This is a genomic window from Bordetella sp. N, from assembly GCF_001433395.1.
Taxonomy (GTDB): Bacteria; Pseudomonadota; Gammaproteobacteria; order Burkholderiales; family Burkholderiaceae_B; genus Bordetella_C.
In genome coordinates this window covers 988,298-1,012,611 of sequence record NZ_CP013111.1, presented here as the reverse complement: position 1 = coordinate 1,012,611, position 24,314 = coordinate 988,298, and the positions used below count along the sequence as shown (strand labels likewise).

Below are 24,314 nucleotides of genomic sequence, written 5' to 3'. Positions count from 1 at the left end.
CGGCACGGGTTTGATTTAAAAGGCCACCCCAAGGGGTGGCCTTTTTCGTCGGGGGTTGGCAATGACGCGGATGCGGGTGGCGCGGCCGGGGTCAGCTCGTACGCTCCAAGCGCAGCCCTACCGCCCGGTCGCGCGGGGACCGCAGGCTTGCCGCGCGGCTATCAGGCGCCCAGCTGTTGCAGGCGCTGCTCCATTGCCTGGGCCCAGCGCCGGGCCACGGCGGGTGACGTCGCGCATGACGCCGTGGCGGTGACGACTCGCACGGCTCGTTCCAGCAGCTGGATATCGGCCTCGTGCTGGCGCGCCACATGGGGATCCTCGAAGAAGATCACCCGCTGGCACTGATGCTCCAGCACCAACTCGCCGATCTGCGCATCGCCCCCCAAGGGCCCGCTCAAATACCGATGCACCCAGGGCTTGTCCGACGGCCAGCCGCGCGACCATGCCAGATCGTTCAAACGCCCACCCGTGGTCCCGGTGGCAACGCGTCGCGAAAAACGGGACAACAGATCGAAGTGCGTATCGGCGAAATCGACCATCTGATCCTTCAACGCGTCATGCGCGATCAGGGCCACGGTCTGACGCGAAAAATCCAGCAGGCGCGACACGGCGGGATCCGGCGCCAGTCCCGCCAGCACACGTTCCACCTCGATCCATTCAATGGCCCCCGCCAAGGTCGACACGAAAGGCTTCCCATGCGTGATGCACTGCCGCTTGAGCGCCAGCGCCTCGGGAAAAATCGACGAAGGATCGACGGGATCGATCAGATAAATGGCCCCGTCGAAAGGCTGGCTGCCGTCGCGCCCTTCCGTGACCCGGGCCACCAGCTTCATCAGGCCCCCTTCACGGCCATACGGATAGCGTATCAAGCCGGGATAGCCTTGCAGCATGCCTTCGCGTGATATCGCATCGTGCGTACGTCCCACCGTATAGAGCTGGACACCAAGCTCGCGGATCGAGCCGGAACAGCAGCGCAACCAGTCGAACAAGGCCGCGTTGGGCGTCTCATGATGCAGCCGGTTCGCTGCCAGGCCAAAACGCAGGATGGGAAGGGACATGATTCGCTCGCTCGAGGGTATGGACGCGAAATGCAAAAGGCCGGTTATCCGTAGGGACAACCGGCCTGCATGATACCGCTGGAGCCAAGCTTCAGGCAGCCTCGTCTATCCACGCCTGCTGGATGGCTTCCAGAATCTTTTCCCCCGAACGGGCGGGATCATCATCGAAATCCGGCAAGGCCAGCACCAGGTCACGCAATTGCGTGAAACGCACCGTGGCCGGATCCACATCCGGATGCGCGTCGTACAGGGCTTCGGCGATCTGCAACGTGTCGACCCATTTCATCAATGGTTCTCCTTGGCATGATTGATCGTGTAGCGCGGGATTTCCACGGTCACGTCGGCGTTGGCGATCTTGGCCTGGCAGGACAGGCGCGACGTCGACGTCAGCCCCCACGCCCGGTCCAACAGATCTTCCTCGGAATCGGTGGCCTCTTCCAGGGAGTTATAACCTTCACGCACGACCACATGGCAAGTGGTACAGGCGCAGGACAACTCGCAGGCGTGCTCCAGCTCGATATGGTTGTCCAGCAGCACGCGGCAGATCGACACGCCCTGCGGCGCGTTTTCGATGACGGCGCCCTCGGGGCAGACGTCGGGATGAGGCAAAACGGTAAGTTTAGGCATAAGAAAAATTCAGGCGATTTCGTCCAGCTTGCGACCCGACAGGGCGCGGCGAATGCTGCGGTCCATGCGGCGGGCGGCAAAGTCCTCGGTCACGTCGGACAAGGCTTGCACGGCGGCGCGCACGGCGTCGGTATCGGTCAGTTCCTGGGCCGCCGCGGCGGCCACCAGGGCGGCATCCACCTTGGCGCGCTCTTCAGTGTCCAGCAGGTCGCCGTCGGCGCCCAGCGCGGCTTGCACCGACTCGACCAGCTGGCGCGCTTCGACCTGTTGCTCACGCAACATGCGCGCCTGTGCATCGGCGTCGGCCGACGCCATGCCGTCGGCCAGCATGCGGCTGATTTCGTCGTCGGACAGACCATAGGAAGGCTTGACGGTGACCGACGCTTCCACGCCGGTGCTCTGCTCGCGCGCCGTCACACCCAGCAACCCGTCGGCATCGACCTGGAAGGTCACGCGAATACGGGCGGCGCCCGCCACCATGGGCGGAATGCCGCGCAATTCGAAACGCGCCAGCGAACGGTTGTCGGTGACCAGCTCGCGCTCGCCCTGCAAAACGTGGAAGCTCATGGCCCCCTGCCCGTCCTTGAAGGTGGTGAACTCCTGCGCGCGCGCCACGGGAATGGTGCTGTTGCGCGGAATGATCCGCTCGACCAGTCCACCCATGGTTTCCAGGCCCAGCGACAACGGGATGACGTCCAGCAACAGCCAGTCCTCACCCGGCGCGCGATTGCCTGCCAGCAGATTGGCCTGCAGCGCCGCACCCAGCGCCACCACTTGATCCGGATCCAGGTCCGTCAAGGGCGTCTGGCCGAAGAACTCGCCCACCTTGGCGCGCACGACCGGCATGCGCGTGGCGCCGCCGACCATCACCACGCCACGCACGTCGGCTTTTTCCAGATTGGCATCATGCAGCGCGCGGCGCGCGGTGGCCAAGGTGCGTTCGATCAGCGCGGCGGCCATGTCCTCGAACTGGGCACGCGTCAGCGCCTGGCTGACCGTGCGGCCGTCCTGCAGGCGCACATCCACCGTGGTGGACTCGGCCGCGGTCAAGCGCTCGCGGGCGGCCTTGGCGGCCACGGTCAGCGCACGACGATCGTGGCGCGACCACTCGGCCGTCTCACCGGCCACGGCATCCAGCACGTAAGCCGCGACCAGCGCGTCGAAATCGTCGCCGCCCAGGGCCGTGTCGCCGCCAGTGGAAATGACTTCGAAGACGCCCTTGGTCAGGCGCAGGATGGAGATATCGAAGGTGCCGCCACCCAGGTCATACACGGCATAGACGCCTTCGGCGGCGTTTTCCAGCCCGTAGGCGATGGCGGCCGCGGTCGGCTCGTTGAGCAGGCGCAGGACGCTCAAGCCCGCCAGCCGGGCGGCATCGCGCGTGGCCTGGCGCTGCGCGTCGTCGAAATAAGCCGGCACGGTGATCACCGCGCCCACCAGATCGTCACCCAGCACGGCTTCAGCGCGCAGACGCAGGCGTTCCAGGATGTGCGCGGACACCTCGACCGGGCTCAGCTCGCCTTGCACGGTGCGCAAGCGCGCCATGCCCGGGGCATCCACGAAATCATAGGCGGCGCCGCTGGCACGCGCGTCTTCGGCCGAGCGGCCCATGAAGCGTTTGACGGACACGATGGAGTTGGCCGGATCTTCAGCCTGCGCGGTCAGGGCATCATGCCCCACCAGCCGCTGGCCATCGGCCAGGTAGCGCACCGCCGACGGCAGCAGGGCACGCCCCTGCTCGTCCACCAGGACTTCCGGCACGCTGCTGCGCACCGCCGCCACCAGAGAATTGGTCGTACCCAGGTCTATGCCCACCGCCAGCTTGCGCTGATGCGGCGCGGGCGAGTCACCGGGTTCTGAAATCTGCAATAGAGCCATGATGGATTCGTATCGTTGAACGGCGCCGGACTAAGCCGTGGCGCCGTTGTACGGCTCCGCGCCAGCGCGGAACCGTGATCGCTAATCGGCAGGATGCCCGGACTGCACCGCCTGCGCCACTTCCTGGCCCATTTTGCGCACGAACATCCACTCCCTGATCTTCGCGCCGGCCGCGGCTACGTCGCCTTGGGCATCCAGCAAGTCCGCCAGGACTTCCTGCATGGCCGCGTCGGCCTGCGCCAGCTCCGCGCGCAAGGCGTCGAAAGCGTGCGCATTGTCGCGGGAGGCGCGGGCTTCGTCCAGCATTTCGCGCCATTCCATCTGCTGCATCAGGAAAGCGCGATCCATGGACGTATTGCTTTCCGTCTGCAGGTCGACACCGGCCTGTTCGCAGAGATAGCGCGCCCGCAACAGCGGGTCGCGCAGGGTGCGATAGGCTTCATTGGCGCGCGCCGCCCACTGCATGGCAACCCGCTTTTCCGCCGGTGCCGCGGTGGCGAAACGGTCGGGGTGGACTTGCGCCGCCACCACGCGCCACTCGCGTTCCAGGGCCGGGACATCAAGCGCGAACCGCGCCTGCAAACCAAACAAGCTGAAGTGATCGTCAGCGGCCAACACTACACCGTGAACGACTCGCCGCAGCCGCAGGTCGCCTTTTCGTTGGGATTACGGAACTTGAACCCTTCGTTCAGGCCTTCGCGGGCGTAGTCGAGCTCGGTGCCGTCGATATACGACAGGCTCTTGGCATCGACGAACACCTTGACGCCGTGGCTTTCGAACACTTCGTCGGCCGGGTCGGGCGCGTCCACGTATTCCAGCTTGTAGGCCATGCCTGAGCAGCCGGTGGTCCTGACGCCCAAGCGCAAGCCCACACCCTTGCCGCGGCGTTGCAAATAGCGGTCGATGTGGTTCGCCGCCTGCTGAGTGAGCGTAACAGCCATGATCAATTCACCGCGTGCTTTTCTTTGTAATCCAGCACAGCCGCCTTGATGGCGTCTTCCGCCAGGATCGAACAGTGGATCTTCACCGGCGGCAAAGCCAGTTCCTCGGCGATCTGCGTATTGCGGATGTTCAGCGCCTCGTCCAGCGTCTTGCCCTTCACCCATTCGGTGACCAGGGAGCTGGAGGCGATGGCCGAGCCACAGCCATAGGTCTTGAACCGTGCATCTTCAATGACGCCGTCGGTGCCGACCTTGATCTGCAACTTCATCACGTCGCCACAGGCGGGCGCGCCGACCATGCCGGTGCCCACGGAGTCGTCGCCCTTTTCGAAGGAACCGACGTTGCGGGGGTTTTCGTAGTGATCCAGAACTTTTTCGCTATATGCCATGATGTTTTCTCCACGCCACACTTCATCGTGCGTCGTCTGGTGATGTCTCTATTTCAGTGCGCAGCCCACTGCACGGAATTCAAATCGATGCCTTCCTTGGCCATTTCCCACAGCGGCGACATGTCGCGCAGCTTGCCGACCCGGCTCTTGAGCAAGTCAACCGTGAAGTCGATTTCCTGCTCGGTGGTGAAGCGGCCGATGGTGAAGCGGATCGAACTGTGGGCCAGCTCGTCGTTGCGGCCCAGGGCACGCAATACGTAGGAAGGCTCCAGGCTTGCCGACGTGCAGGCGGAACCGCTGGACACGGCCAATTCCTTCACCGCCATGATCAAGGACTCGCCTTCAACATAGTTGAAGCTGACGTTGAGGTTATGGGGCACACGCTGTTCCATGTCACCGTTGAGGTAAACCTCTTCGATCTGCGACAGGCCCGCCCACAGACGGTCACGCAGCATACGGATACGCTCGTTTTCCGTGCCCATTTCCTCGCGCGCCAGGCGGAAGGCTTCGCCCATGCCGACGATCTGGTGAGTAGGCAACGTGCCGGAGCGGAAACCGCGCTCATGGCCACCGCCATGGATCTGCGCTTCGATACGGATACGCGGCTTGCGGCGCACGTACTGCGCGCCGATACCCTTGGGACCGTAGGTCTTGTGCGCCGAGAAGGACATCAGATCGACTTTCAACTTCTGCAGGTCGATTTCCACCTTGCCGGTCGCCTGCGCGGCGTCGACGTGGAAAATGATGCCCTTTTCGCGGCAGATTTCGCCCAGCGTCTCGATGTCCTGGATCACGCCGATTTCGTTGTTCACGAACATCACCGAAACCAGGATGGTGTCCGGCCGCAGTGCCGCCTTGAACACGTTCAGGTCGATCAGGCCGTTATCCAGCACGTCCAGGTAGGTGACTTCAAAACCTTGGCGCTCCAGTTCACGACAGGTATCCAGCACCGCCTTGTGCTCGGTCTTGACCGTGATGATGTGCTTGCCGCGTTCAGCGTAGAAATTCGCCGCGCCCTTGATCGCCAGGTTGTCCGATTCCGTGGCGCCCGAGGTCCAGATGATTTCACGCGGATCCGCGTTCACCAGCTTGGCGACTTCTTCACGGGCGCGCTCGACGGCGTCTTCCGCTTCCCAGCCGAAGGCATGGCTACGCGAGGCCGGGTTGCCATAGTTTTCGTAAAGCCAGGGCACCATCTTGTCGACCACGCGGGGGTCGACAGGGGTGGTGGCGGAATAATCGAGATAAATGGGACGAGTGGTCATTTCGTACAGCTCCTGATCTTTTAAACCTTCAAGCAGCCGCCGCGGTATTGCCGGAAACGGGCGTCGCCGTTCCCGCGCTGGTGCTGCCCGGCACGCGATTGACGCGTACCGTGGTGCCATTCTGGTTGGTGTTGTTCGCCTCTTGCAGCTGGCGGACGCGCTGTTGATCGACCAGATCCTGCAAGGAGACGGAGTCGAGGTAATCGACCATCTTGCGGTTCAGCGTGGCCCAGAGTTCGTGGGTCATGCACTTGCCCGACTTGCCGTCCTTGCCGCTCGTACAGTCTTGCTTGCCGCCGCAGCTGGTTGCGTCCAGCGGCTCGTCGACGGCGAAGATGATGTCGGCAACCGTGACGTTGCGCGCCAGGCGGGCCAGGGAATAGCCGCCGCCGGGTCCGCGCACGCTGTCGACCAATTCGTGGCGACGGAGCTTGCCGAACAATTGTTCGAGATACGAGAGAGAGATGTTCTGACGCTGGCTGATGGCCGCGAGGGTGACCGGACCGCTATGCTGCCGCATAGCCAGGTCGATCATGGCAGTCACCGCGAAACGCCCTTTGGTGGTCAACCGCATGGTGAGTTTCCTAAATTCCGGTGTGAATGCCCCGAAGAAAAAGCCGGGGGCGCAATACCTGAGCAATTGCCTCAAGTATAACCAATTCCCGACTAATTTGGTAAGAAACCCTAGGCATGATAGGGTAGCTCTACCGTGGCGCCCGAGGCTGGACGCCCGCGCGGCCGCTGGAAAACCACGGACGGCTTTCAAGACTTTCAGCCGGCTGAATAAAATCAGCGAAATCCAGACGTGACAACGGCGGCCAATTGCCGCCGTCTGATTCCTGCCCCGCCCTGTCGCTGCGAAGCTGGATTGTTCTTTCCGTTTACGTCTTCAAGCAGCCTGGTACTGGGTAGCGCGCTTGCGCACCAGTTCCAGCAAGCCCTGACAGGCATCTTCCAGATAATCCAGCACCTTGCCGAAGCCTTCCGGACCGCCATAGTACGGATCGGGCACGGTGGCCTCTTCGTACTCGTTTGCAAAGCGCATGACCAGATTCAGCTTGTGCTGATAAGACTTCGGGCATTGGCGCTGCAAATCGGACAGGTCTTCCCAGTCCATGGCGAGAATCAGGTCATAGTCTCGAAAATCATCCAGCGACACCTGGCGGGCTTCGCGATGGTTGATTTCATAGCCGCGTTTGCGTGCGGCAGCCTGGGCGCGTGCATCCGGCGCCTCGCCAATATGGAAAGCATGCGTTCCAGCGGAATCGACGCGCACGACTTCGCCGAGTCCGGCGTCGTTGATCAACTGACGGAACACACCCTCTGCGCTCGGCGAGCGACAGATGTTGCCCTTACAAACGAAAAGAACCTTGGTCATCATGTGCGGTAGTCTGCGGGAAAACCCGCAAGAAGGCAAGCTTTTTTTGCCGGTCGGCCAACCCTGCCCCGCTTGCCGTCGGGGTCAATAATGCCAATGAAATTAATCACTTATTTAAAAAAACTAAGGCAGCGATTGAAACTCTGAATCCCTGAGCGAACCGAAGTTGACATTTACCTGACACACACAAAACACGGTGTGTCCACAGCAATCCTTATGGGGTCAGTTCGGTCCGTTCTCAAGTCCAGGCTCACGCTCAAGCCGACCCCTAAACCGCGCCATCGAGCAAGATCCGATCCTTGAGCGCATTCAGGGAATCGCGCGCCGCCGCCGCCTGTTCGAACTCCAGATTGCGGGCATGGTCCATCATCAGTTTTTCCAACCGCTTGATTTCACGTGCGACGGCCTTTTCGTCCTTCAGCACGGACGCCGGCAAGGCATCTTCGACCGTCGAATGCTGCTGCGGCGCAACAACCCCGTCGATCAGCTCCCGCACCGCCTTCTTCACGCCACGCGCCGTAATGCCGTGTTCGGCGTTGAAAGCTTCCTGCTTCTCGCGGCGGCGCTCGGTTTCACTGATGGCGCGATGCATGGAATCCGTCACGCGATCCCCATACAGAATGGCGCGGCCATTCAAATTACGCGCCGCGCGCCCGATGGTCTGGATCAAACTGCGCTCCGACCGCAGGAAACCTTCCTTGTCGGCATCCAGGATGGCCACCAGGGACACTTCAGGAATATCCAGGCCCTCGCGCAGCAGGTTGATCCCCACCAGCACGTCGAACACGCCCAGACGCAGGTCGCGAATGATCTCGACACGCTCAACCGTATCGATATCGGAGTGCAGATAACGCACGCGCTGCCCGTTTTCGGCGAGGTAGTCGGTCAGGTCTTCCGCCATCCGTTTGGTCAGGGTGGTGACCAAGACGCGTTCGGTGCGCTCCACGCGCAGCTTGATCTCGCCAAGCAGATCGTCGACCTGGGTGCGCGCCGGGCGCACCTCGACGATGGGATCGACCAGGCCGGTGGGACGCACCACCTGCTCTACGACGTTGTCGGTATGTTCTTTCTCGTAGGCCGCCGGCGTAGCCGAAACGAATACGCATTGACGCATGCGGGCTTCGAATTCCTGCAACTGCAGCGGCCGGTTGTCCAGCGCGGACGGCATGCGGAAACCGTAGTTGACCAGGGTTTCCTTGCGCGCGCGGTCGCCACGGTACATACCGCCGAGCTGGCCGATGGTGACGTGGCTTTCGTCGATGAACATCAGCGCGTCGTTCGGCAGGTAATCGATCAGCGTCGGTGGCGGCTCGCCAGGCGCGGCGCCGGACAGGTGACGCGAGTAATTTTCGATGCCCTTGCAGAAACCCAGTTCCTGCAGCATTTCCAGATCGAAACGGGTGCGCTGCTCCAGCCGCTGGGCCTCGACCAGCTTGCCGTCATCGATGAAAAACTTCGAGCGTTCGCGCAGCTCTTCCTTGATGGTCTCGATGGCGCGCAGCACCGTGTCGCGCGGCGTCACGTAATGCGACCCCGGATAGACGGTGAAGCGCGGCACCTTGTGCCGGACCTTGCCGGTAAGCGGGTCGAACAACTCCAGCGTCTCGACCTCGTCGTCGAACAAGGTGACGCGCAGCGCCAGCTCGGCGCTTTCCGCCGGGAAGATATCGATGGTCTCGCCGCGCACGCGGAACACGCCACGGGCGAACTCGGCGTCATTGCGGGTGTACTGCATGGACACCAGGCGCGCCAGGATCTCGCGGCGCGCCACGCGGTCGCCGGCGCGCAGGATGAGCACCATGGCGTGATAATCGCCAGGGTTGCCGATACCATAGATGCACGACACCGTACCGACGATGACGGTATCGCGGCGCTCCAGCAGGCTCTTGGTGGCCGACAGACGCATCTGCTCGATGTGCTCGTTGATGGACGAGTCCTTCTCGATGAACAGGTCGCGCGTCGGCACGTAGGCTTCGGGCTGGTAGTAGTCGTAGTACGAGACGAAGTACTCGACCGCGTTGCGCGGGAAGAACTCGCGCATCTCGGCATACAGCTGCGCCGCCAGCGTCTTGTTGGGCGCCAGCACCAGAGCCGGTCGCCCAAGACGGGCGATGACGTTGGCCATGGTGTAGGTCTTGCCCGAGCCCGTCACGCCCAGCAGAGTCTGGTACATGAGGCCATCTTGCACGCCTTGGGTCAGCGCCTCGATCGCATTGGGCTGGTCACCGGCCGGTGGATACGGCTGGTAGAGTTGAAAAGGGCTATTTGGGTACTCAACGAATCCGGGATCGGACATGCTAGACTGTCCAAGGGCAAACCCCTGATTATCCGCCGCACTGCCCGCTGCGTCCACCCTTCCCTAGTTCGATCCGATGACCACTCTTTTCGACTCCGTAGAGTTAGCCCCCCGTGACCCCATTCTGGGTCTGAACGAGCAATTCAACGCTGACACGCGCCCCGGCAAGGTCAACTTGGGTGTTGGCGTGTATTACGACGACAACGGCCGCATTCCGCTGCTGGGCGCCGTCCGTAAGGCCGAAACGGCACGCATCGAAGCGGCCGCGGCGCGCGGCTACCTGCCGATCGAAGGGATTGCCGGCTACAACAAGGGCGCGCAAGCGCTGCTGTTGGGCGCTGACTCGCCGCTGGCCGCCGCCGGCCGCGTGCTGACGGTGCAGGCCCTGGGCGGCACCGGCGCGCTGAAGATCGGCGCCGACTTCCTGCGCCAGCTGCTGCCGGGCGCCAAGGCCTATATCAGCGATCCCAGCTGGGAAAACCACCGCGCCCTGTTCGAGCGCGCCGGTTTCACCGTTGAAAACTACACCTACTACGACGCCGCCACCCGTGGCCTGAATTTCGAAGGCATGCTGGCCAGCTTGAAAGCCATGCCGGCCCAAAGCGTCGTCGTGCTGCACGCCTGCTGCCACAACCCGACCGGCGTGGACCCCACGTTCGAGCAATGGAAGCAAATCGCCGCCACCGTCCAGGAACGCGGCCTGGTGCCCTTCCTCGACATCGCCTACCAAGGCTTCGGTGAAGGCCTGAAGGAAGATGCCGCGGTCGTGCGCCTGTTCGCCGACCTCGACATCACCATGCTCATCAGCTCGTCGTTCTCGAAGTCGTTCTCGCTTTACGGGGAACGCGTCGGCGCGCTGACCGCCGTGGCCGGCAACAAGGACGAAGCCACCCGCGTGCTGAGCCAGCTCAAGCGCGTGATCCGCACCAACTACTCCAACCCCCCCACGCACGGCGGCACGGTGGTGGCGTCGGTGCTGAACACGCCCGAACTGTTCGCCCTGTGGGAAGAAGAACTGGCCGGCATGCGCGATCGCATCCGCGCCATGCGTGCCCAGCTGGTCGACAAGCTGAAGGCTGCCGGTGTTACCCAGGACTTCAGCTTCGTCCTCAAGCAGCGCGGCATGTTCTCCTACTCGGGCCTGACCTCGGCCCAGGTGGACCGCCTGCGTGAAGAGCATGGTGTCTACGCCGTGTCCAGCGGCCGCATCTGCGTGGCCGCGCTGAACAGCGGCAACATCGACAAGGTCGCGAACGCCATCGCCGCCGTGTTGAAGAGCTGATCCTGCTGGTCAGCTGCCCCGGCCCCGCGCCGGGGACGAAAAGGCCTGTGCTTCGCGCAGGCCTTTTTCTTTGGATGTTCGGCGCACTTCTATTAGAGACGCGCACGTATGGAAAAAGGCTTGCATTTCCAAGCTATGTCCCCCAAAATCGTGAACTGTATATCCATACAGCCCGAAGATTTCATGGAGACGGACGCATGGCTACCAAACTCACTGAGCGTCAACAGCAGATTCTCGATCTGATCCGTCAGACGGTCGCCAGCACCGGTTTCCCCCCCACCCGCGCTGAAATTGCCCAGGCGCTGGGTTTTCGTTCTCCCAATGCCGCGGAAGACCACCTCAAAGCCCTGGCGCGCAAAGGCGCCATCGAGCTTACGGCCGGCGCTTCGCGTGGCATCCGCCTGAAGGAAGTCGCGACTGGCGTGCAAGCCATGCTGCCCATGCCCGCCCTGGCGCAGCTGCTGCTGCCGCTGGTGGGCCGCGTCGCGGCGGGCAGCCCCATCCTCGCCGCCGAGCACGTCGAACGTGACGTCGGCGTGGATCCCGGCCTGTTCGCGCAACGCCCTGACTACCTGCTCAAGGTCCGCGGCATGAGCATGCGCGACGCCGGCATCCTGGACGGCGACCTGCTGGCCGTCAAGAAATCCGGCGAAGCCCGCGACGGACAAATCGTCGTGGCCCGCATCGACGACGACGTCACGGTCAAGCGCCTGCAACGGCAAGGCGGCCGCATCCAGCTGCTGCCCGAAAACCCGGACTTCGAAACCATCGTCGTCCAGAACGGCCAGGACTTCGCACTGGAAGGCATCGCGGTCGGACTGATCCGGACGCAGGCGCTGCACTAGATCGCCCTTCCCCGGCAAGGCAAACAAAAAGGCGAACCTTGCGGTTCGCCTTTTTGTTTTACCGGTAAGTATGGGGGGCCGGGAAGCCCCGGCCATACCTACGGTACTCAGTGCTTCGTCACCGGATCGGAGGCTTCAGCGGGCTGGGCCGACACCAAAGGTTTGTCTTTCGACTCTTCGTCGGCCAGCGGCTCGGGCATGTGCTCGAGCGCCAGTTCCAATACCTTGTCGATCCAACGCACCGGCACCACTTCCAGGTGATTCTTGACGTTGTCCGGAATCTCCGCCAGATCCTTGACGTTTTCCTCAGGGATCAGCACGGTCTTGATACCGCCACGGTGGGCCGCGAGCAGCTTTTCCTTCAAGCCGCCAATGGCCAGGACTTCGCCACGCAGGGTGATTTCACCCGTCATGGCCACGTCCGCGCGCACCGGGATGCCCGACAAAGCCGACACCATGGCCGTGGTGATGGCGATACCCGCCGAAGGACCATCCTTGGGGGTGGCGCCTTCCGGCACGTGGACGTGCATGTCGCGCTTCTCGAACACGCTGTCCGCGAAGCCCAGACGGCGTGCACGCGAACGCACCACCGTACGGGCCGCCTCGACCGATTCCTTCATCACGTCGCCCAGCGAACCCGTGCGCTGGATGGCGCCCTTGCCCGACATGTCGGCGACTTCAATGGTCAGCAGATCGCCGCCCACTTCCGTCCAGGCCAGACCCGTCACCTGGCCGACCTGGTTTTCCTTCTCCGCCATGCCGAAGCTGTAACGGCGCACGCCCAGGTAGTCGTTCAGGTTATCCGCCGACACGACCACGCCATCCGTCACCACCGCGGGCGCTTTCGCACCCTTGACGGCGGGCGTGCTGTCGCGCTTGGTCAGCAATTCCTTGACGACCTTGCGGCAGATCTTGCCGATTTCGCGTTCCAGCGCCCGCACGCCTGCTTCACGGGTGTAGTAGCGCACAATATCGCGCAGGGCCGATTCCTCGACCGCCAGCTCACCGTCCTTCAGGCCGTTGTTCTTCAACAGCTTGGGCAGCAAGTGATCGCTGGCGATATGCACCTTCTCGTCTTCGGTGTAGCCAGACAGACGGATGACTTCCATACGGTCCAGCAGGGCCGGCGGAATGTTCAAGGTATTACTGGTCGCCACGAACATCACGTCGGACAGGTCGAAGTCGACCTCGACGTAGTGATCCTGGAAGGTGTGGTTCTGTTCCGGATCCAGCACTTCCAGCAGCGCCGACGAGGGATCGCCACGGAAGTCCATGCCCAGCTTGTCGATCTCGTCGAGCAGGAACAGAGGGTTGCGCACGGCCACCTTGTTCATGTTCTGCAGGATCTTGCCCGGCATGGAGCCGATGTACGTGCGGCGATGACCACGGATTTCCGCTTCGTCGCGCACGCCGCCCAGGGCCATCCGCACGAACTTGCGGTTGGTCGCCTTGGCGATCGACTGGCCGAGCGAGGTCTTGCCGACACCCGGAGGGCCGACCAGACACAGAATCGGCGCCTTCACCTTGTCCACGCGTTGCTGCACAGCCAGATATTCGAGGATGCGTTCCTTGACCTTCTCCAGGCCATAGTGATCGTCGTCCAGCACCGATTCGGCGTTGGAAATCGAATTATTGACCTTGCTCTTCTTGCGCCACGGCAGGTTGATCAGGGTGTCGATGTAATTGCGCACCACGGTGGCTTCAGCCGACATGGGCGACATCAACTTGAGCTTCTTGAGCTCGGAATCAGCCTTCTTGCGCGCGTCCTTCGGCATGCGGGCGGCGAGGATCTTCTTTTCCAGCTCCTCGATGTCCGCGCCTTCTTCGCCTTCACCCAGTTCTTTCTGGATGGCTTTGACCTGTTCGTTCAGGTAGTAGTCGCGCTGGCTCTTTTCCATCTGCTTCTTGACGCGGCCACGGATACGCTTCTCCACCTGGAGAATGTCGATTTCCGTTTCCAGCTGCGTCAGCAGCCCTTCGAGCCGTTCCGGCGTACCGAAGATTTCGAGCATTTTCTGCTTCTGCTCAAGCTTGAGCGGCAGATGCGCGGCAATGGTGTCGGCCAGGCGGCCGGCATCGTCGATACCCGCCAGCGAGGTCAGGATCTCGGGCGGAATCTTCTTGTTCAGTTTTACGTATTGCTCGAACTGGGCCACGATGGCGCGGCGCAGGGCTTCGGTTTCCGAGCCTTGGCTGGCATCCTGCTCGATGGGCACGACTTCGCAGGTGAAATGCGAATCGACGTCCTCGATGCGGGTGATGCGCGCGCGCTGCGAACCTTCCACCAGCACCTTCACGGTGCCGTCGGGCAGCTTGAGCATTTGGAGAATACCGGCGACGCAACCGATTTCGTAGACGTCTTCGGGCGAGGGATCGTCTTTACCCGCGGATTTCTGGGCAACCAGCATGATGCTTTTGCCGGCTTCCATGGCGACTTCCAGCGCCCGGATCGAGCGGGGACGGCCCACGAACAACGGAATGACCATGTGCGGAAACACGACGACATCGCGCAACGGCAACAATGGCAGGTCGATAGGTTCGGGAGGCAGGGTCTGCGTACCAGACATAGAGTATTCCTCGGTATGGCGAGTCGGAGATGCTATCGGCGTGCCCGTAGGAACGATCCTGCAAACATCAATTAAGACCGATATGGGAACGATAGCTTAATTTTCAAGCCCACGGCCCCACCCCGGCTAAATGAATGAAAAAACCCGTAGCGCACTACGGGTTTTTTCACGCTAGAGGACTCAGGCAGCCGCGTCGCGGACTTCGCCTCGTTCCGGCTTGGCCGGCTGGCTGGACTCATCGGCATAGATGAGCAAGGGCTGGCCGTCACCGTCGATGACGTTTTCATCCAAAACGACTCGGCTGACATTGCCCTGCGAGGGCAGCTCGTACATGGTGTCGAGCAAAGCCGATTCCAGGATGGAACGCAGGCCACGGGCACCGGTTTTACGCTTGAGCGCCTTGCGGGCAATAGCCTTTAGAGCCGCCGGACGCACATCCAGTTCCGCACCTTCCATCGCAAACAGCTTTTGGAACTGTTTGAGCACTGCGTTCTTCGGTTCCGTAAGAATCTGCACCATGGCCGACTCGTCCAGCTCGTCGAGCGTGGCAACGACCGGCAGACGGCCGACCAGTTCCGGAATCAGGCCGAACTTGACCAGATCTTCCGGCTCGGCTTCGCTGAACAGCTCGCCAACGCCGCGCTCGGACTTGGCGCGTACCGACGCCGAGAAACCGATGCCCGACTTTTCCGTACGGTCGCGAATCACCTTTTCCAGACCATCGAAGGCGCCGCCGACGATGAACAGGATATTGGTGGTGTCGACCTGGACGAAATCCTGGTTCGGATGCTTGCGGCCGCCCTGCGGCGGAACCGAGGCAACCGTGCCTTCGATCAGCTTCAGCAGGGCTTGCTGCACGCCCTCGCCCGACACGTCGCGGGTGATGGACGGGTTATCCGATTTACGGGAAATCTTGTCGATTTCGTCGATGTAGATGATGGCGCGCTGCGCCTTCTCTACTTCGTAATTGCAGTTCTGCAGCAGCTTCTGAATGATGTTCTCGACGTCCTCACCGACATAACCCGCTTCGGTAAGCGTGGTGGCGTCGGCCATGACGAAGGGAACATTGAGCATGCGCGCCAGCGTTTGGGCCAGCAGCGTCTTGCCCGAGCCGGTGGGCCCGATCAGAAGGATGTTGCTTTTGGTCAGCTCGACCTCGTCGCCCTTGATCTCGCCATGACGGATACGCTTGTAGTGGTTGTATACGGCAACCGCCAGCATGCGCTTCGGCCCCGTTTGGCCGATCACGTATTGGTCGAGGAAGGTTTTGATTTCGGCCGGCGTGGGCAGCTCGGAACGAATGGCTGCGCGCGCCGTGGCCTGAGCTTCTTCACGAATGATGTCGTTGCAGAGGTCTATGCACTCGTCGCAAACGAAAACCGACGGGCCCGCGATCAACTTGCGAACTTCGTGCTGGCTCTTGTTGCAGAACGAGCAGTGCAGGACCTTTGCGTCGGCCGATCCCTTTTTTTCAGGCATATATATCTCTGGTGACGGCGGACGGCCGCATCAACGGTCGCCCGCCCTACGCTGGGCTCGAAAAATATGACGGCTTGGTCTGGGACCCGCGAAAAACCTTAACGCTCTTCCGAACGCGAGGCCAAGACCTTGTCCACGAGTCCATACGATACCGCATCTTGCGCGGACATGAAGTTGTCACGCTCGGTGTCTAGTTCAATACGCTCGATCGGTTGGCCGGTGTTATCAGCCAAAATACGGTTGAGACGGCCACGCAGATCCAGGATTTCCCGCGCCTGGATCTGAATGTCTGTCGCCTGCCCTTGGGCGCCGCCCGAAGGCTGGTGGATCATGATGCGGGAATTAGGCAGCGAATAACGCTTTTCCTTCTTCCCCGCCGACAGCAGGAAAGCACCCATGCTGGCTGCCAGACCGGTGCAGAGGGTCGACACATCCGGTTTCACGAAGTTCATCGTGTCGTAGATGGCCATCCCCGCGTACACCGACCCGCCCGGCGAGTTGATATAGAACGAGATGTCCTTATCAGGATTTTCCGACTCCAGAAACAGCAATTGCGCCACCACGAGGTTGGCCGAGTTGTCATTGACAGGGCCGACCAGGAAGATGACGCGCTCGCGCAACAGGCGCGAGTAGATGTCGTAAGCGCGTTCACCGCGCCCCGACTGCTCGATGACCATGGGGATATAACCCAGGCCAGTGGGCGTCACCGAAGAGCCGCCGTGCATTGCCGCATAGAAATCGGTAAATCTTTCCATCAAGCCATCCCCATCAACTGATCGAAAGGCAGTTGCTCGTCGGACACCTTGGCCTTCTCGAGCACAAATGCCACCACATTGTCTTCCACTACGATTGCCTCGATTTCGGCGCGGCGTTGGCGGTCAGCCAGGTAGTAGCTGACGACTTGAGCCGGTTCTTCGTAGTTCTGCGCGAATTCCTCGATGCGCGTGCGCACCTGTTCCGGCTTGGCTTGCAGGTTGTTCTGCTTCACCAGTTCGGACACGAGCAGGCCCAGGCGGACGCGGCGCTCGGATTCCGTGCTGAAGGCTTCCGGCGGAATCGGCACCGATTCGGCATTGGGGATGCCGCGTTGCTTCAGTTCCTCGCGGGCGGCGGCGACACGGGTTTCGATGTCGCTGTCGACCAGGGCCTTGGGCACGTCGAACTTGGCGGCTTCGACCAGGGCGTCCATGACGCTGGTCTTGGTACGGCCTTGCACGCGCACTTTGGCTTCGCGCTCAACGTTGCCGCGGATGTCGGCCTTGAGCTTTTCGACGTCGCCTTCGGCTTGGCCGAGCGACTTGGCGAATTCGCCGTCAACCACGGGCAGCACGGCTTCGGCGACTTCCTTCACCGTGATGGTGAATTCGGCGGTCTTGCCGGCGACTTCGACGCCTTGGTAGTCAGCCGGGAAAGCCAGCGGGAACACCTTGGTTTCGCCAGCCTTCAGGCCGGTCGCGGCGGCTTCGAACTCGGGCAGCATGCGGCCCTGGCCCAGCACGAACGGGAAATCTTCAGCCTTGCCGCCTTCGAACGGCACGCCGTCGATGGTGCCGGCGAAGTCCAGCGTGACACGGTCGCCATCCTGGGCGGCACGGCCTTCGCGGGCTTCGTAGGTGGCGCGCTGCTTGCGCAGGACGTCCAGGGTGCGGTCGACTTCGGCGTCGCCCACGGGGCTTTCGTAGCGGGTCACGCCCAGCGCGGCCAGATCAGGCAGCGCGACTTCGGGATAAACCTCGAAGGTGGCGCTGAACGCCAGCGTGTCGTCCGCAACGCCTTCAGTCTTGGGTTCCAGCTTGGGCGAACCGGCGATGCGCAGCTTGGCGCCGTCGACGGCTTGCTCGAAAGCGCGGCCAACCAGGGAATTGATGACGTCGTAGCGGATGCCGGGGCCATGGCTGCGTTCGAGCATGGCCAGGGGCGCTTTGCCGGGACGGAAGCCGGGTACCTTGGCGGTACGCGCAACGCGCTTCAATTGCGCCTGAACTTCTTTTTCGACGTCTGCCAGAGGAACGGACAGATCGACGCGGCGCTCCAGGCCGGAGAGGGTTTCAACCACAGGCTGCATTAGAAAAGACCTATATTGCGAGTGAATGGACGAAATGGATCGGGAATCAACCGCCCATTTTACCGGAAAAAGAAAAGCCCCCCGTACTTGGGGGGCCGAGAGGCATACTGCCCGGCCGGAACGCCGCTGGGCCAGCGTCGTTCCGGCCGGAGAATCAGCCTGAAACAGCCTGATTACTTGTTGCTGGCGATGCGTTCCTGGATGTGTTCCGCGCGCTTGGTCGACGACGGGTGCGAGCTCATCATGCTGCTCTTGCCGCCGTCCAGCTTGGCCAGCTTCTGGAAGGCCGTGACCAGCCCCTGGGTGGGCAGGCCGCCCTTTTTCAGCTTATCGAAGGAGTAGTCGTCGGCGGCGCTTTCCTGCGACTGCGAGAACTGGGCGTTGACGAACTTTTCCGTCAGGTCGCCCAGCTGCGAGCTGTTCAGGGCGGCAACGGCCGAACCACCGGCGGAGGCGGCGGCGTCGCGCGCGGCGGACACCGTGTAGGCGGTCTGCATGGCCTTCTTGCTGTGGCCCAGGGCTACGTGGCCCATTTCATGGCCGATCACGCCCAGCAATTCGTCGTCGTTCATCATGTCCATCAGGCCGCTGTAGACGCGGATGCAGCCGTTGCCCATGGCCCAGGCGTTGACGTCGGACGTGATGTAGACCTTGTAATTGACGGGCTGGCCGTTGATGTTGTTGCCCAGCTGCTTGCCGAGCTTCTGCACGCGCACGTCGTACTTGCTGCCGGCGGCGGCGAGCTTTTCCTGCTTGTCGCTCTGCGCGCAGGCCTTATCGGACAGCTGCTTGATGTCGGCGTCGCTCAGCGTGGCGGCCTGAACCATCTTGCCACCGGCGCCGACCAGGCCGCCGATGTCGAAGGCCAAGGCGGGACGCAGCGCCACGGTGGCGCAAGCGGCGGACAGAATCGCGGCGAATTTGATGGCTTTATTCATTTTGATGGGCTCCCTCTCCCGTGCCCAAGCGGGCGGAGCGCAGATTCTATTGATGAGCGCCTGCTTTTTATGCACCGGAGCTACACAATATCTCCCAATTTCAGTTTTATTTACATTTGACTTACCTCCTGTAGCGTCAGAAGTTACTTGCCGTTTTGCAGCCGCGCGCCATCAAATTCGCCGTGCCCGCTTGATAGAATTCGCGCAACGCGGCTTACAGGAACCTGGATGCCGCTACTCATCCGGAAAGGCACGACACGCACATGGCATCTTCCCCTCCCCCTCGCCGACTGCATCCGCTGGCGGCGATCATCTTCAGCTCGCGCTGGCTGCAACTGCCGCTGTACCTGGGCCTGATCGTCGCCCAGGGCGTCTACGTCCTGCTCTTCGTCAAGGAGCTGTGGCACCTGGTGAGCCACGCCACCAGCTTCGGCGAGCAGGACATCATGCTGATCGTGCTGGGCCTGATCGATGTGGTGATGATCTCCAACCTGCTGGTGATGGTGATCGTGGGCGGCTACGAAACCTTCGTGTCGCGGCTGCGCCTGGAAGGCCATCCGGATCAGCCCGAATGGCTGAGCCACGTCAACGCCAGCGTGCTGAAAGTGAAGCTGGCCATGGCGATCATCGGCATTTCATCCATCCATCTGCTGCGCACGTTCATCGAGGCCGGCAATCTGGATAGCGCCACCGCCCGGTATACGTCGACCGGCGTGATGTGGCAGACGATCATCCACTGCGTGTTCATCCTGTCCGCCATCGGTATCGCGCTGGTGGACAGGCTTATCGTCGTGCCTCCTCATGTCACCGACGGCACCGCCGAAAAACACCAGCACTAAAACCCCGCCGAACGACAGGCAAAAGACAGACGGGCAAACAGAAAAAGCAAAGCCCCGTATGCGCAGGCATACGGGGCTTTGCTTTGCAGTCCTCGCGTCTTGCGGATTACAGGACTTGGATATTCTTCGCCGAAGGACCCTTGGGACCATTCTTGTCAACTTCGAAGCTGACCTTCTGGTTCTCCTGCAAGGTCTTGAAGCCTTCGGTGCGAATTTCCGAGAAGTGCACGAACAGATCCTTGCTGCCATCGTCGGGAACGATGAAGCCATAGCCCTTTTCCGCGTTGAACCACTTCACGATACCGGTTGCCATATTGCCACCCCAAAAATATGAACGAGAGGATGCCAGATTATCAAGGAAGTGGAAATCGGCAACTACAGTACCTGTGACGGCGACAAATAGAACTAAGGACCGCGTCGCTTGAATATCTCGCCGGCCAAGTTTAATCGGGAATTTTTTTTGTGGTCAACCAATCCACTTCGAACTTGTATCGGGGCGTCAGCGCCAGTTTGACGACCACCTTAACGCGCTGTCATCACTCGCAATCAGGTGCTCAAACGCATACGGATAGGACGATTTGGATGAGGTATTGATCCGCTGTTGCCGGGGTCGCGCGCCATCCCCGGCAACGGCTGTTCAATCACGCAAGCTGGCCGCGCATCCAGGCCACCAGCGCCTCGCTCAAGCCACGCAAATCGGCTTGCAGACGCGCGTAGCCTTCATGCGGACGCAGGGTCACTTCATCCATATAGAGCTTGCGATTGACTTCGATCTGCAGGCTGTGGCGACCAGCGGCCGGATTGCCGAACGCACGCACCAGCTCGACACCCTTGTACGGATCGTTCTCGGTGACGTTATAGCCTTTGTCACGCAGCCAGGCCGCCACGAATTGGCGGAACTCAGGCGCGCTGGTGCTGCCGTCGCGATCGCCCAGCACGAAGTCCGGATGAATCAGACCAGGTTTATCGGTCGCGTACGCACCGGCCACGCTGGGCATGGAGTGGCAGTTGATGTGCCAGACTTTGCCCAGGCGTTGATGCGCCGCATCAAGCAATTGACCCACGGCCTGGTGATAAGGCTTCCAGCAGGCGTCGATGCGGTGGTGGACTTCGGCGACGCTCAGCTTGCGGTCATACAGCGGCGTGCCGTCATCCAGCATGCGCCAGATCAGGCCTTTGCCCAACTTGACCTTGCCGGTCTCGTTGATGGGACCGTCCCAGGGCTTGTCCAGCAACAAGGCGTCGATTTCATCGGCGGCACGATTGGCGTCGATGTAAGCGCGCGGGAAAGACGCCGCCACCATGGGCACGCCGAGTTCCAGCGCACCGCTCCACAGGTCATCGATCCAGGTGTCTTCCGCGGTACGCAGCGCGCCGAAGTCGAGGGCGGGCGCGAAGTCGGGAGGATACGTGGTGCCGCTGTGCGGCGAGTCGAGAACCAGGGGAGAAGCAAGGGCGGCGGCCGGGTAATCGGTCGGCGCATACAGGCGGTAGGAAAGCGGCTGGGATTTCAACATGATGGGGGCAATGCCTATTCGGGGATCCGGACCGCCATCCGGGCAGCGCCGCGGGGGGCTGCCCCGCGCACATGCCCTGGCGGTCCGTTGCTACGGTCAGTCGACCTTGACGTGGGCTTCGGCGGCCACACGCTTGTTCTTGGCGATTTCAGCGGCGATCTGCTTGGCGAACTCTTCCGGCGTGTTGTTGGCCGGCGCGGCGCCCAAGCCTTCCAGACGGGTCTTCACGTCAGCATCGGCTTCAACCTTGGCGACCGCTGCGTTCAGCTTGTCGACCACGGCCTTGGGCAGCTTGCCGGGACCGACCAGACCGAACCACGAAGCGTCGTTGACGGCGGGCAGGCCGACTTCGGCGAACGTCGGCACATCCGGCAGGGCCTTGACGCGCTGCGGTGCGGCAACGGCCATGGCGATCAGGCGGTTGGCCTGCACGTGCGGCAGGGTCGAGGGCAGGTTGTCATACATGACGTCGACCTGGCCGGCCAGCACGTCGTTCAACGCCGGGCCCACGCCGCGGTACGGCACGTGAACCAGGTTGGTGCCCGAAGCCATCTTGAACAGCTCGCCCATCATGTGGGAAACCGAACCGTTGCCGGCCGACGCGTACGTCAGCTTGCCCGGCTCGCTCTTGGCCAGCTTGATGAACTCGGCCATGTTCTTGGCGCCGATCTTCGGGTTGATCGCCATGATGTTGGGCACGGCAGCCAGGTTGGTGATCGGCGTGAAGTCCTTCTCGGCATCGAAGGGCAGCTTGGCGTACACGGCGGGGTTGATGCCGTGCGTGCTGGCGGTGGCGATGCCCAGGGTGTAGCCGTCCGGCGCGGCGTTGGCGATGGCCGCGCTACCGATGGAGCCGCCGGCGCCGCCGCGGTTTTCCACGATCACGGTCTGGTTCAGCTCACGGCCCAGCTTGTCGGCGAACAGACGGCCGACGATGTCGGTGGTGCCCCCGGGCGGGAACGGCACGATCAGGCGGATCGGCTTGCTGGGATAGGCGTCATCGGCGTGGGCCAGGACAGGCACGGCGGCGAGGACCGCGACGGCCGTCAGGCCAAGAAGGCGTTGCTTGAAGAGCATGGGATCCCTTGAGGAAAACGTTTTAAGTGGGTCAGCAATATGCAAACCTGGCGATTCTTAGCTTCCGCAACAAATTGTGCAAACGAAGAATTCTCCTTATGCTATGACTTAATTTCATACCTGATTTCCCGCTGCTCCTGGCAAGCCCCTTCTGTTTCACCCCTTCAGGCTCTTCGTTCATGCGCCGGCTCTGCCCTTCCTTGACCGATCTTCAGGCTTTCGAAATGGCCGCTCGCCACGGCAGCTTCACGCGTGCCGCACAGGAGTTGTCCGTGACGCAGGGGGCAGTGAGCAAGCAGGTCAAGCAGCTGGAGCAGTTTGTCGGCGTCGAACTATTCCTGCGCCTCCGGCATGGGCTGGTGCTGACCGAGGCGGGCAAGGTCTATCTGGACAAGATCCAGGTGGGGCTCGGGCAGATCGAGGCGGCCACGCTAGAGTTGATTTCGCACCAGGGCCAGGGCGGCGTCCTGCACCTGACCAGCATGCCGACCTTCGGAGCGCGCTGGCTGATCCCGCGCCTGTCCGGCTTCATGCGGCTGCGGCCGGAGATTCATCTTGAATTCATGCCGCATCGCAAGGGCTACGATTTTTCCACGCCGGAGCTGGATGCCGCGGTGCGCTTCGGTGAAGGGGTGTGGCCCGGCAGCGGCGCGGATTACATCGTCGGGCGCGACGTGGTGCCGGTGGGCAGCCCGAAGCTCTTTCCCCACCCCTGTACGACGCCAGATGAATTATTGGGGCATCCCTTGATGCACCACACGTCCGCGCTGGAAGGCTGGACCGATTGGTTCACCCAGGCGGGCTGCGACAGCCGACGTACGCGGGAAGGCGCGCGCTTCGATCAGTACAACCTGCTGTCCCAGGCCGCGGCGGCCGGTTTCGGCATTGCGCTGATTCCTCGCTGCCTGATCGAGGACGAACTGCGCGACGGCAAGCTGGCGACCCTGATCGACCTGCCCATCCGGGCGCGGCAGGGCTATTACCTGTGCTATCCGGAAACCAAGGCCCACCAGCCTGCCCTGCAGGCCTTTCGCCAATGGCTGATGGAAGAATCACTGGCGGCCGAACCGCGGGCAAGCTGAGCTTGCCCGCCCGGCGGCGCCGTCACGGCGAGCCGACCCATCAAGTCCCGTAATCCTGGGCAGCCTCCGGCTGATAGAGGATTTCCGCCAGCGTGGCGCGATGCGCGACGCGATCCGGGCCCTGCCATCCTATGGATTGGCCGACGCGGTGGCCGATCAGGGCCAATCCCAGTGGTGAAAGAACAGAGATTCGGCCGGTCGCCGCATCGCTTTCGGGCGGGTAGACCAGCGTGATGACCATGTCGCCATCGTCCTCTTCTGTCTGCAACTTCAGGCGCGAGCGCATCGTCACGATATCCGAGTCGATCAGATGCACGGGCACGGTCACCACGGAATCCATGAGGTCATAGGCGGCATCTTCGATATTCGACGGCAAGCCGTCGGCAGGCAGGCGCTCGAGCATGCCGTTCAGGCGCGCATGGTCGAGATCGGTCATCATGCGATCGGGGCTGGGGGTCTGCATGGGTTCGCTCCTTCTTGGCTCGGCCGCCGACGACGCGGCGATACGACGAGCCTGTGCGCGGGAGTGGCCCGACGACCTGAAGAAATGCGCGTGTGAAAAATGGGGGTGGCGGTCGCCGGGCTCAGTCATGTGCGGCGAGAGCCGCGAATGCCGGTCCGGGTATGTTCGCCTGAGGCGACGCTGCCCGCGCCGAGCGCGCACGAATACGCGCCGGGCGCGTGAGCGTCCCGGCTTGTGCTGCTTTTGCGTATGCGAAGGGCATCGAAGGCATACGCTCGATTCTAGTGGGGTATGGCGATGCTGTCCAAGGTGCGATGGCAGCCCTGCC

Annotated in this window: 24 protein-coding genes; 4 read left to right on the top strand and 20 right to left on the bottom strand. The window is 62.2% G+C overall.

The window, feature by feature from the left end:
* Positions 1–161: 161 nt before the first annotated feature.
* From ASB57_RS04410 to uvrB, 11 genes are all read right to left on the bottom strand, one after another.
* On the bottom strand, positions 162–1,058 hold the full coding sequence (locus ASB57_RS04410; protein ID WP_057650898.1) for a methylglyoxal synthase: 897 nt from the start codon (positions 1,056–1,058) through the stop codon (positions 162–164).
* A gap of 91 nt (positions 1,059–1,149) precedes the next feature.
* Entirely contained in the window at positions 1,150–1,344 is a 195-nt protein-coding gene (gene iscX, locus ASB57_RS04405) for a Fe-S cluster assembly protein IscX (protein WP_057650895.1), read from the bottom strand.
* Positions 1,344–1,685, bottom strand: coding sequence for an ISC system 2Fe-2S type ferredoxin (gene fdx, locus ASB57_RS04400; RefSeq protein ID WP_057650892.1), 342 nt, complete (start codon positions 1,683–1,685; stop codon positions 1,344–1,346). The genes iscX and fdx overlap by 1 nt, the downstream gene beginning before the upstream one ends.
* 9 nt (positions 1,686–1,694) lie before the next feature.
* Complete coding sequence (gene hscA, locus ASB57_RS04395) at positions 1,695–3,563, bottom strand: Fe-S protein assembly chaperone HscA (RefSeq protein WP_057650891.1); 1,869 nt, start codon at positions 3,561–3,563, stop codon at positions 1,695–1,697.
* A gap of 81 nt (positions 3,564–3,644) precedes the next feature.
* On the bottom strand, positions 3,645–4,178 hold the full coding sequence (gene hscB, locus ASB57_RS04390) for a Fe-S protein assembly co-chaperone HscB (protein ID WP_057655903.1): 534 nt from the start codon (positions 4,176–4,178) through the stop codon (positions 3,645–3,647).
* A 2-nt stretch (positions 4,179–4,180) separates the two neighbouring features.
* Positions 4,181–4,504, bottom strand: coding sequence for an iron-sulfur cluster assembly protein IscA (gene iscA, locus ASB57_RS04385; RefSeq protein ID WP_057650889.1), 324 nt, complete (start codon positions 4,502–4,504; stop codon positions 4,181–4,183).
* A gap of 2 nt (positions 4,505–4,506) precedes the next feature.
* Positions 4,507–4,893, bottom strand: coding sequence for a Fe-S cluster assembly scaffold IscU (gene iscU, locus ASB57_RS04380; RefSeq protein WP_057650886.1), 387 nt, complete (start codon positions 4,891–4,893; stop codon positions 4,507–4,509).
* A gap of 53 nt (positions 4,894–4,946) precedes the next feature.
* On the bottom strand, positions 4,947–6,158 hold the full coding sequence (locus ASB57_RS04375; RefSeq protein WP_057650884.1) for an IscS subfamily cysteine desulfurase: 1,212 nt from the start codon (positions 6,156–6,158) through the stop codon (positions 4,947–4,949).
* A 28-nt stretch (positions 6,159–6,186) separates the two neighbouring features.
* A complete protein-coding gene (iscR, locus tag ASB57_RS04370) occupies positions 6,187–6,732 on the bottom strand; it encodes a Fe-S cluster assembly transcriptional regulator IscR (protein ID WP_057650883.1) in 546 nt (181 codons plus the stop codon).
* 315 nt (positions 6,733–7,047) lie between these two features.
* Complete coding sequence (locus ASB57_RS04365; protein WP_057650881.1) at positions 7,048–7,539, bottom strand: low molecular weight protein-tyrosine-phosphatase; 492 nt, start codon at positions 7,537–7,539, stop codon at positions 7,048–7,050.
* A gap of 265 nt (positions 7,540–7,804) precedes the next feature.
* On the bottom strand, positions 7,805–9,832 hold the full coding sequence (gene uvrB / locus ASB57_RS04360) for an excinuclease ABC subunit UvrB (RefSeq protein ID WP_057650879.1): 2,028 nt from the start codon (positions 9,830–9,832) through the stop codon (positions 7,805–7,807).
* 76 nt (positions 9,833–9,908) lie between these two features.
* On the opposite strand from uvrB, the gene ASB57_RS04355 reads away from it, so the two are divergent.
* Both ASB57_RS04355 and lexA read left to right on the top strand, forming a co-directional pair.
* Complete coding sequence (locus ASB57_RS04355) at positions 9,909–11,114, top strand: amino acid aminotransferase (RefSeq protein WP_057650877.1); 1,206 nt, start codon at positions 9,909–9,911, stop codon at positions 11,112–11,114.
* A gap of 197 nt (positions 11,115–11,311) precedes the next feature.
* Positions 11,312–11,959 (top strand): transcriptional repressor LexA, encoded by a 648-nt coding sequence (lexA, locus tag ASB57_RS04350; protein ID WP_057650875.1) that lies wholly within the window; start codon positions 11,312–11,314, stop codon positions 11,957–11,959.
* Positions 11,960–12,066: 107 nt separating this feature from the next.
* Here lexA and lon read toward each other — a convergent pair whose 3' ends face one another.
* The 5 genes from lon to ASB57_RS04325 all read right to left on the bottom strand — a co-directional run bounded on the left by lon (position 12,067) and on the right by ASB57_RS04325 (position 19,008).
* Positions 12,067–14,526 carry an endopeptidase La gene (gene lon / locus ASB57_RS04345; RefSeq protein WP_057650874.1) on the bottom strand — a complete coding sequence of 820 codons (2,460 nt, stop codon included), beginning with the start codon at positions 14,524–14,526 and terminating at the stop codon, positions 12,067–12,069.
* Positions 14,527–14,706: 180 nt separating this feature from the next.
* On the bottom strand, positions 14,707–16,005 hold the full coding sequence (clpX, locus tag ASB57_RS04340; protein WP_057650872.1) for an ATP-dependent Clp protease ATP-binding subunit ClpX: 1,299 nt from the start codon (positions 16,003–16,005) through the stop codon (positions 14,707–14,709).
* Positions 16,006–16,103: 98 nt separating this feature from the next.
* Entirely contained in the window at positions 16,104–16,760 is a 657-nt protein-coding gene (clpP, locus tag ASB57_RS04335) for an ATP-dependent Clp endopeptidase proteolytic subunit ClpP (RefSeq protein ID WP_057650870.1), read from the bottom strand.
* Complete coding sequence (tig, locus tag ASB57_RS04330) at positions 16,760–18,070, bottom strand: trigger factor (protein WP_057650868.1); 1,311 nt, start codon at positions 18,068–18,070, stop codon at positions 16,760–16,762. The genes clpP and tig overlap by 1 nt, the downstream gene beginning before the upstream one ends.
* A gap of 173 nt (positions 18,071–18,243) precedes the next feature.
* Complete coding sequence (locus tag ASB57_RS04325; protein WP_057650867.1) at positions 18,244–19,008, bottom strand: M48 family metalloprotease; 765 nt, start codon at positions 19,006–19,008, stop codon at positions 18,244–18,246.
* 263 nt (positions 19,009–19,271) lie between these two features.
* Between ASB57_RS04325 and ASB57_RS04320 the strand changes: the two genes are divergently transcribed.
* The gene (locus tag ASB57_RS04320) at positions 19,272–19,847 is read left to right on the top strand and encodes a TIGR00645 family protein (RefSeq protein ID WP_057650865.1); all 576 of its coding nucleotides are present in this window, start codon (positions 19,272–19,274) and stop codon (positions 19,845–19,847) included.
* Positions 19,848–19,953: 106 nt separating this feature from the next.
* Here the strand turns inward: ASB57_RS04320 and ASB57_RS04315 are convergent, their stop codons facing one another.
* The 3 genes from ASB57_RS04315 to ASB57_RS04305 all read right to left on the bottom strand — a co-directional run bounded on the left by ASB57_RS04315 (position 19,954) and on the right by ASB57_RS04305 (position 22,441).
* A complete protein-coding gene (locus ASB57_RS04315; protein ID WP_057650863.1) occupies positions 19,954–20,160 on the bottom strand; it encodes a cold-shock protein in 207 nt (68 codons plus the stop codon).
* Between the two features lie 328 nt (positions 20,161–20,488).
* Positions 20,489–21,364 (bottom strand): N-formylglutamate amidohydrolase, encoded by an 876-nt coding sequence (locus ASB57_RS04310; protein ID WP_057650861.1) that lies wholly within the window; start codon positions 21,362–21,364, stop codon positions 20,489–20,491.
* A 96-nt stretch (positions 21,365–21,460) separates the two neighbouring features.
* Complete coding sequence (locus ASB57_RS04305) at positions 21,461–22,441, bottom strand: tripartite tricarboxylate transporter substrate binding protein BugE (RefSeq protein ID WP_057650858.1); 981 nt, start codon at positions 22,439–22,441, stop codon at positions 21,461–21,463.
* A gap of 179 nt (positions 22,442–22,620) precedes the next feature.
* Between ASB57_RS04305 and ASB57_RS04300 the strand changes: the two genes are divergently transcribed.
* Positions 22,621–23,523, top strand: coding sequence for a LysR substrate-binding domain-containing protein (locus tag ASB57_RS04300; RefSeq protein ID WP_057650856.1), 903 nt, complete (start codon positions 22,621–22,623; stop codon positions 23,521–23,523).
* A gap of 40 nt (positions 23,524–23,563) precedes the next feature.
* On the opposite strand, the gene ASB57_RS04295 is transcribed toward ASB57_RS04300, so the two are convergent.
* Entirely contained in the window at positions 23,564–23,986 is a 423-nt protein-coding gene (locus ASB57_RS04295; RefSeq protein ID WP_057650854.1) for a GreA/GreB family elongation factor, read from the bottom strand.
* Positions 23,987–24,314: the final 328 nt, after the last annotated feature.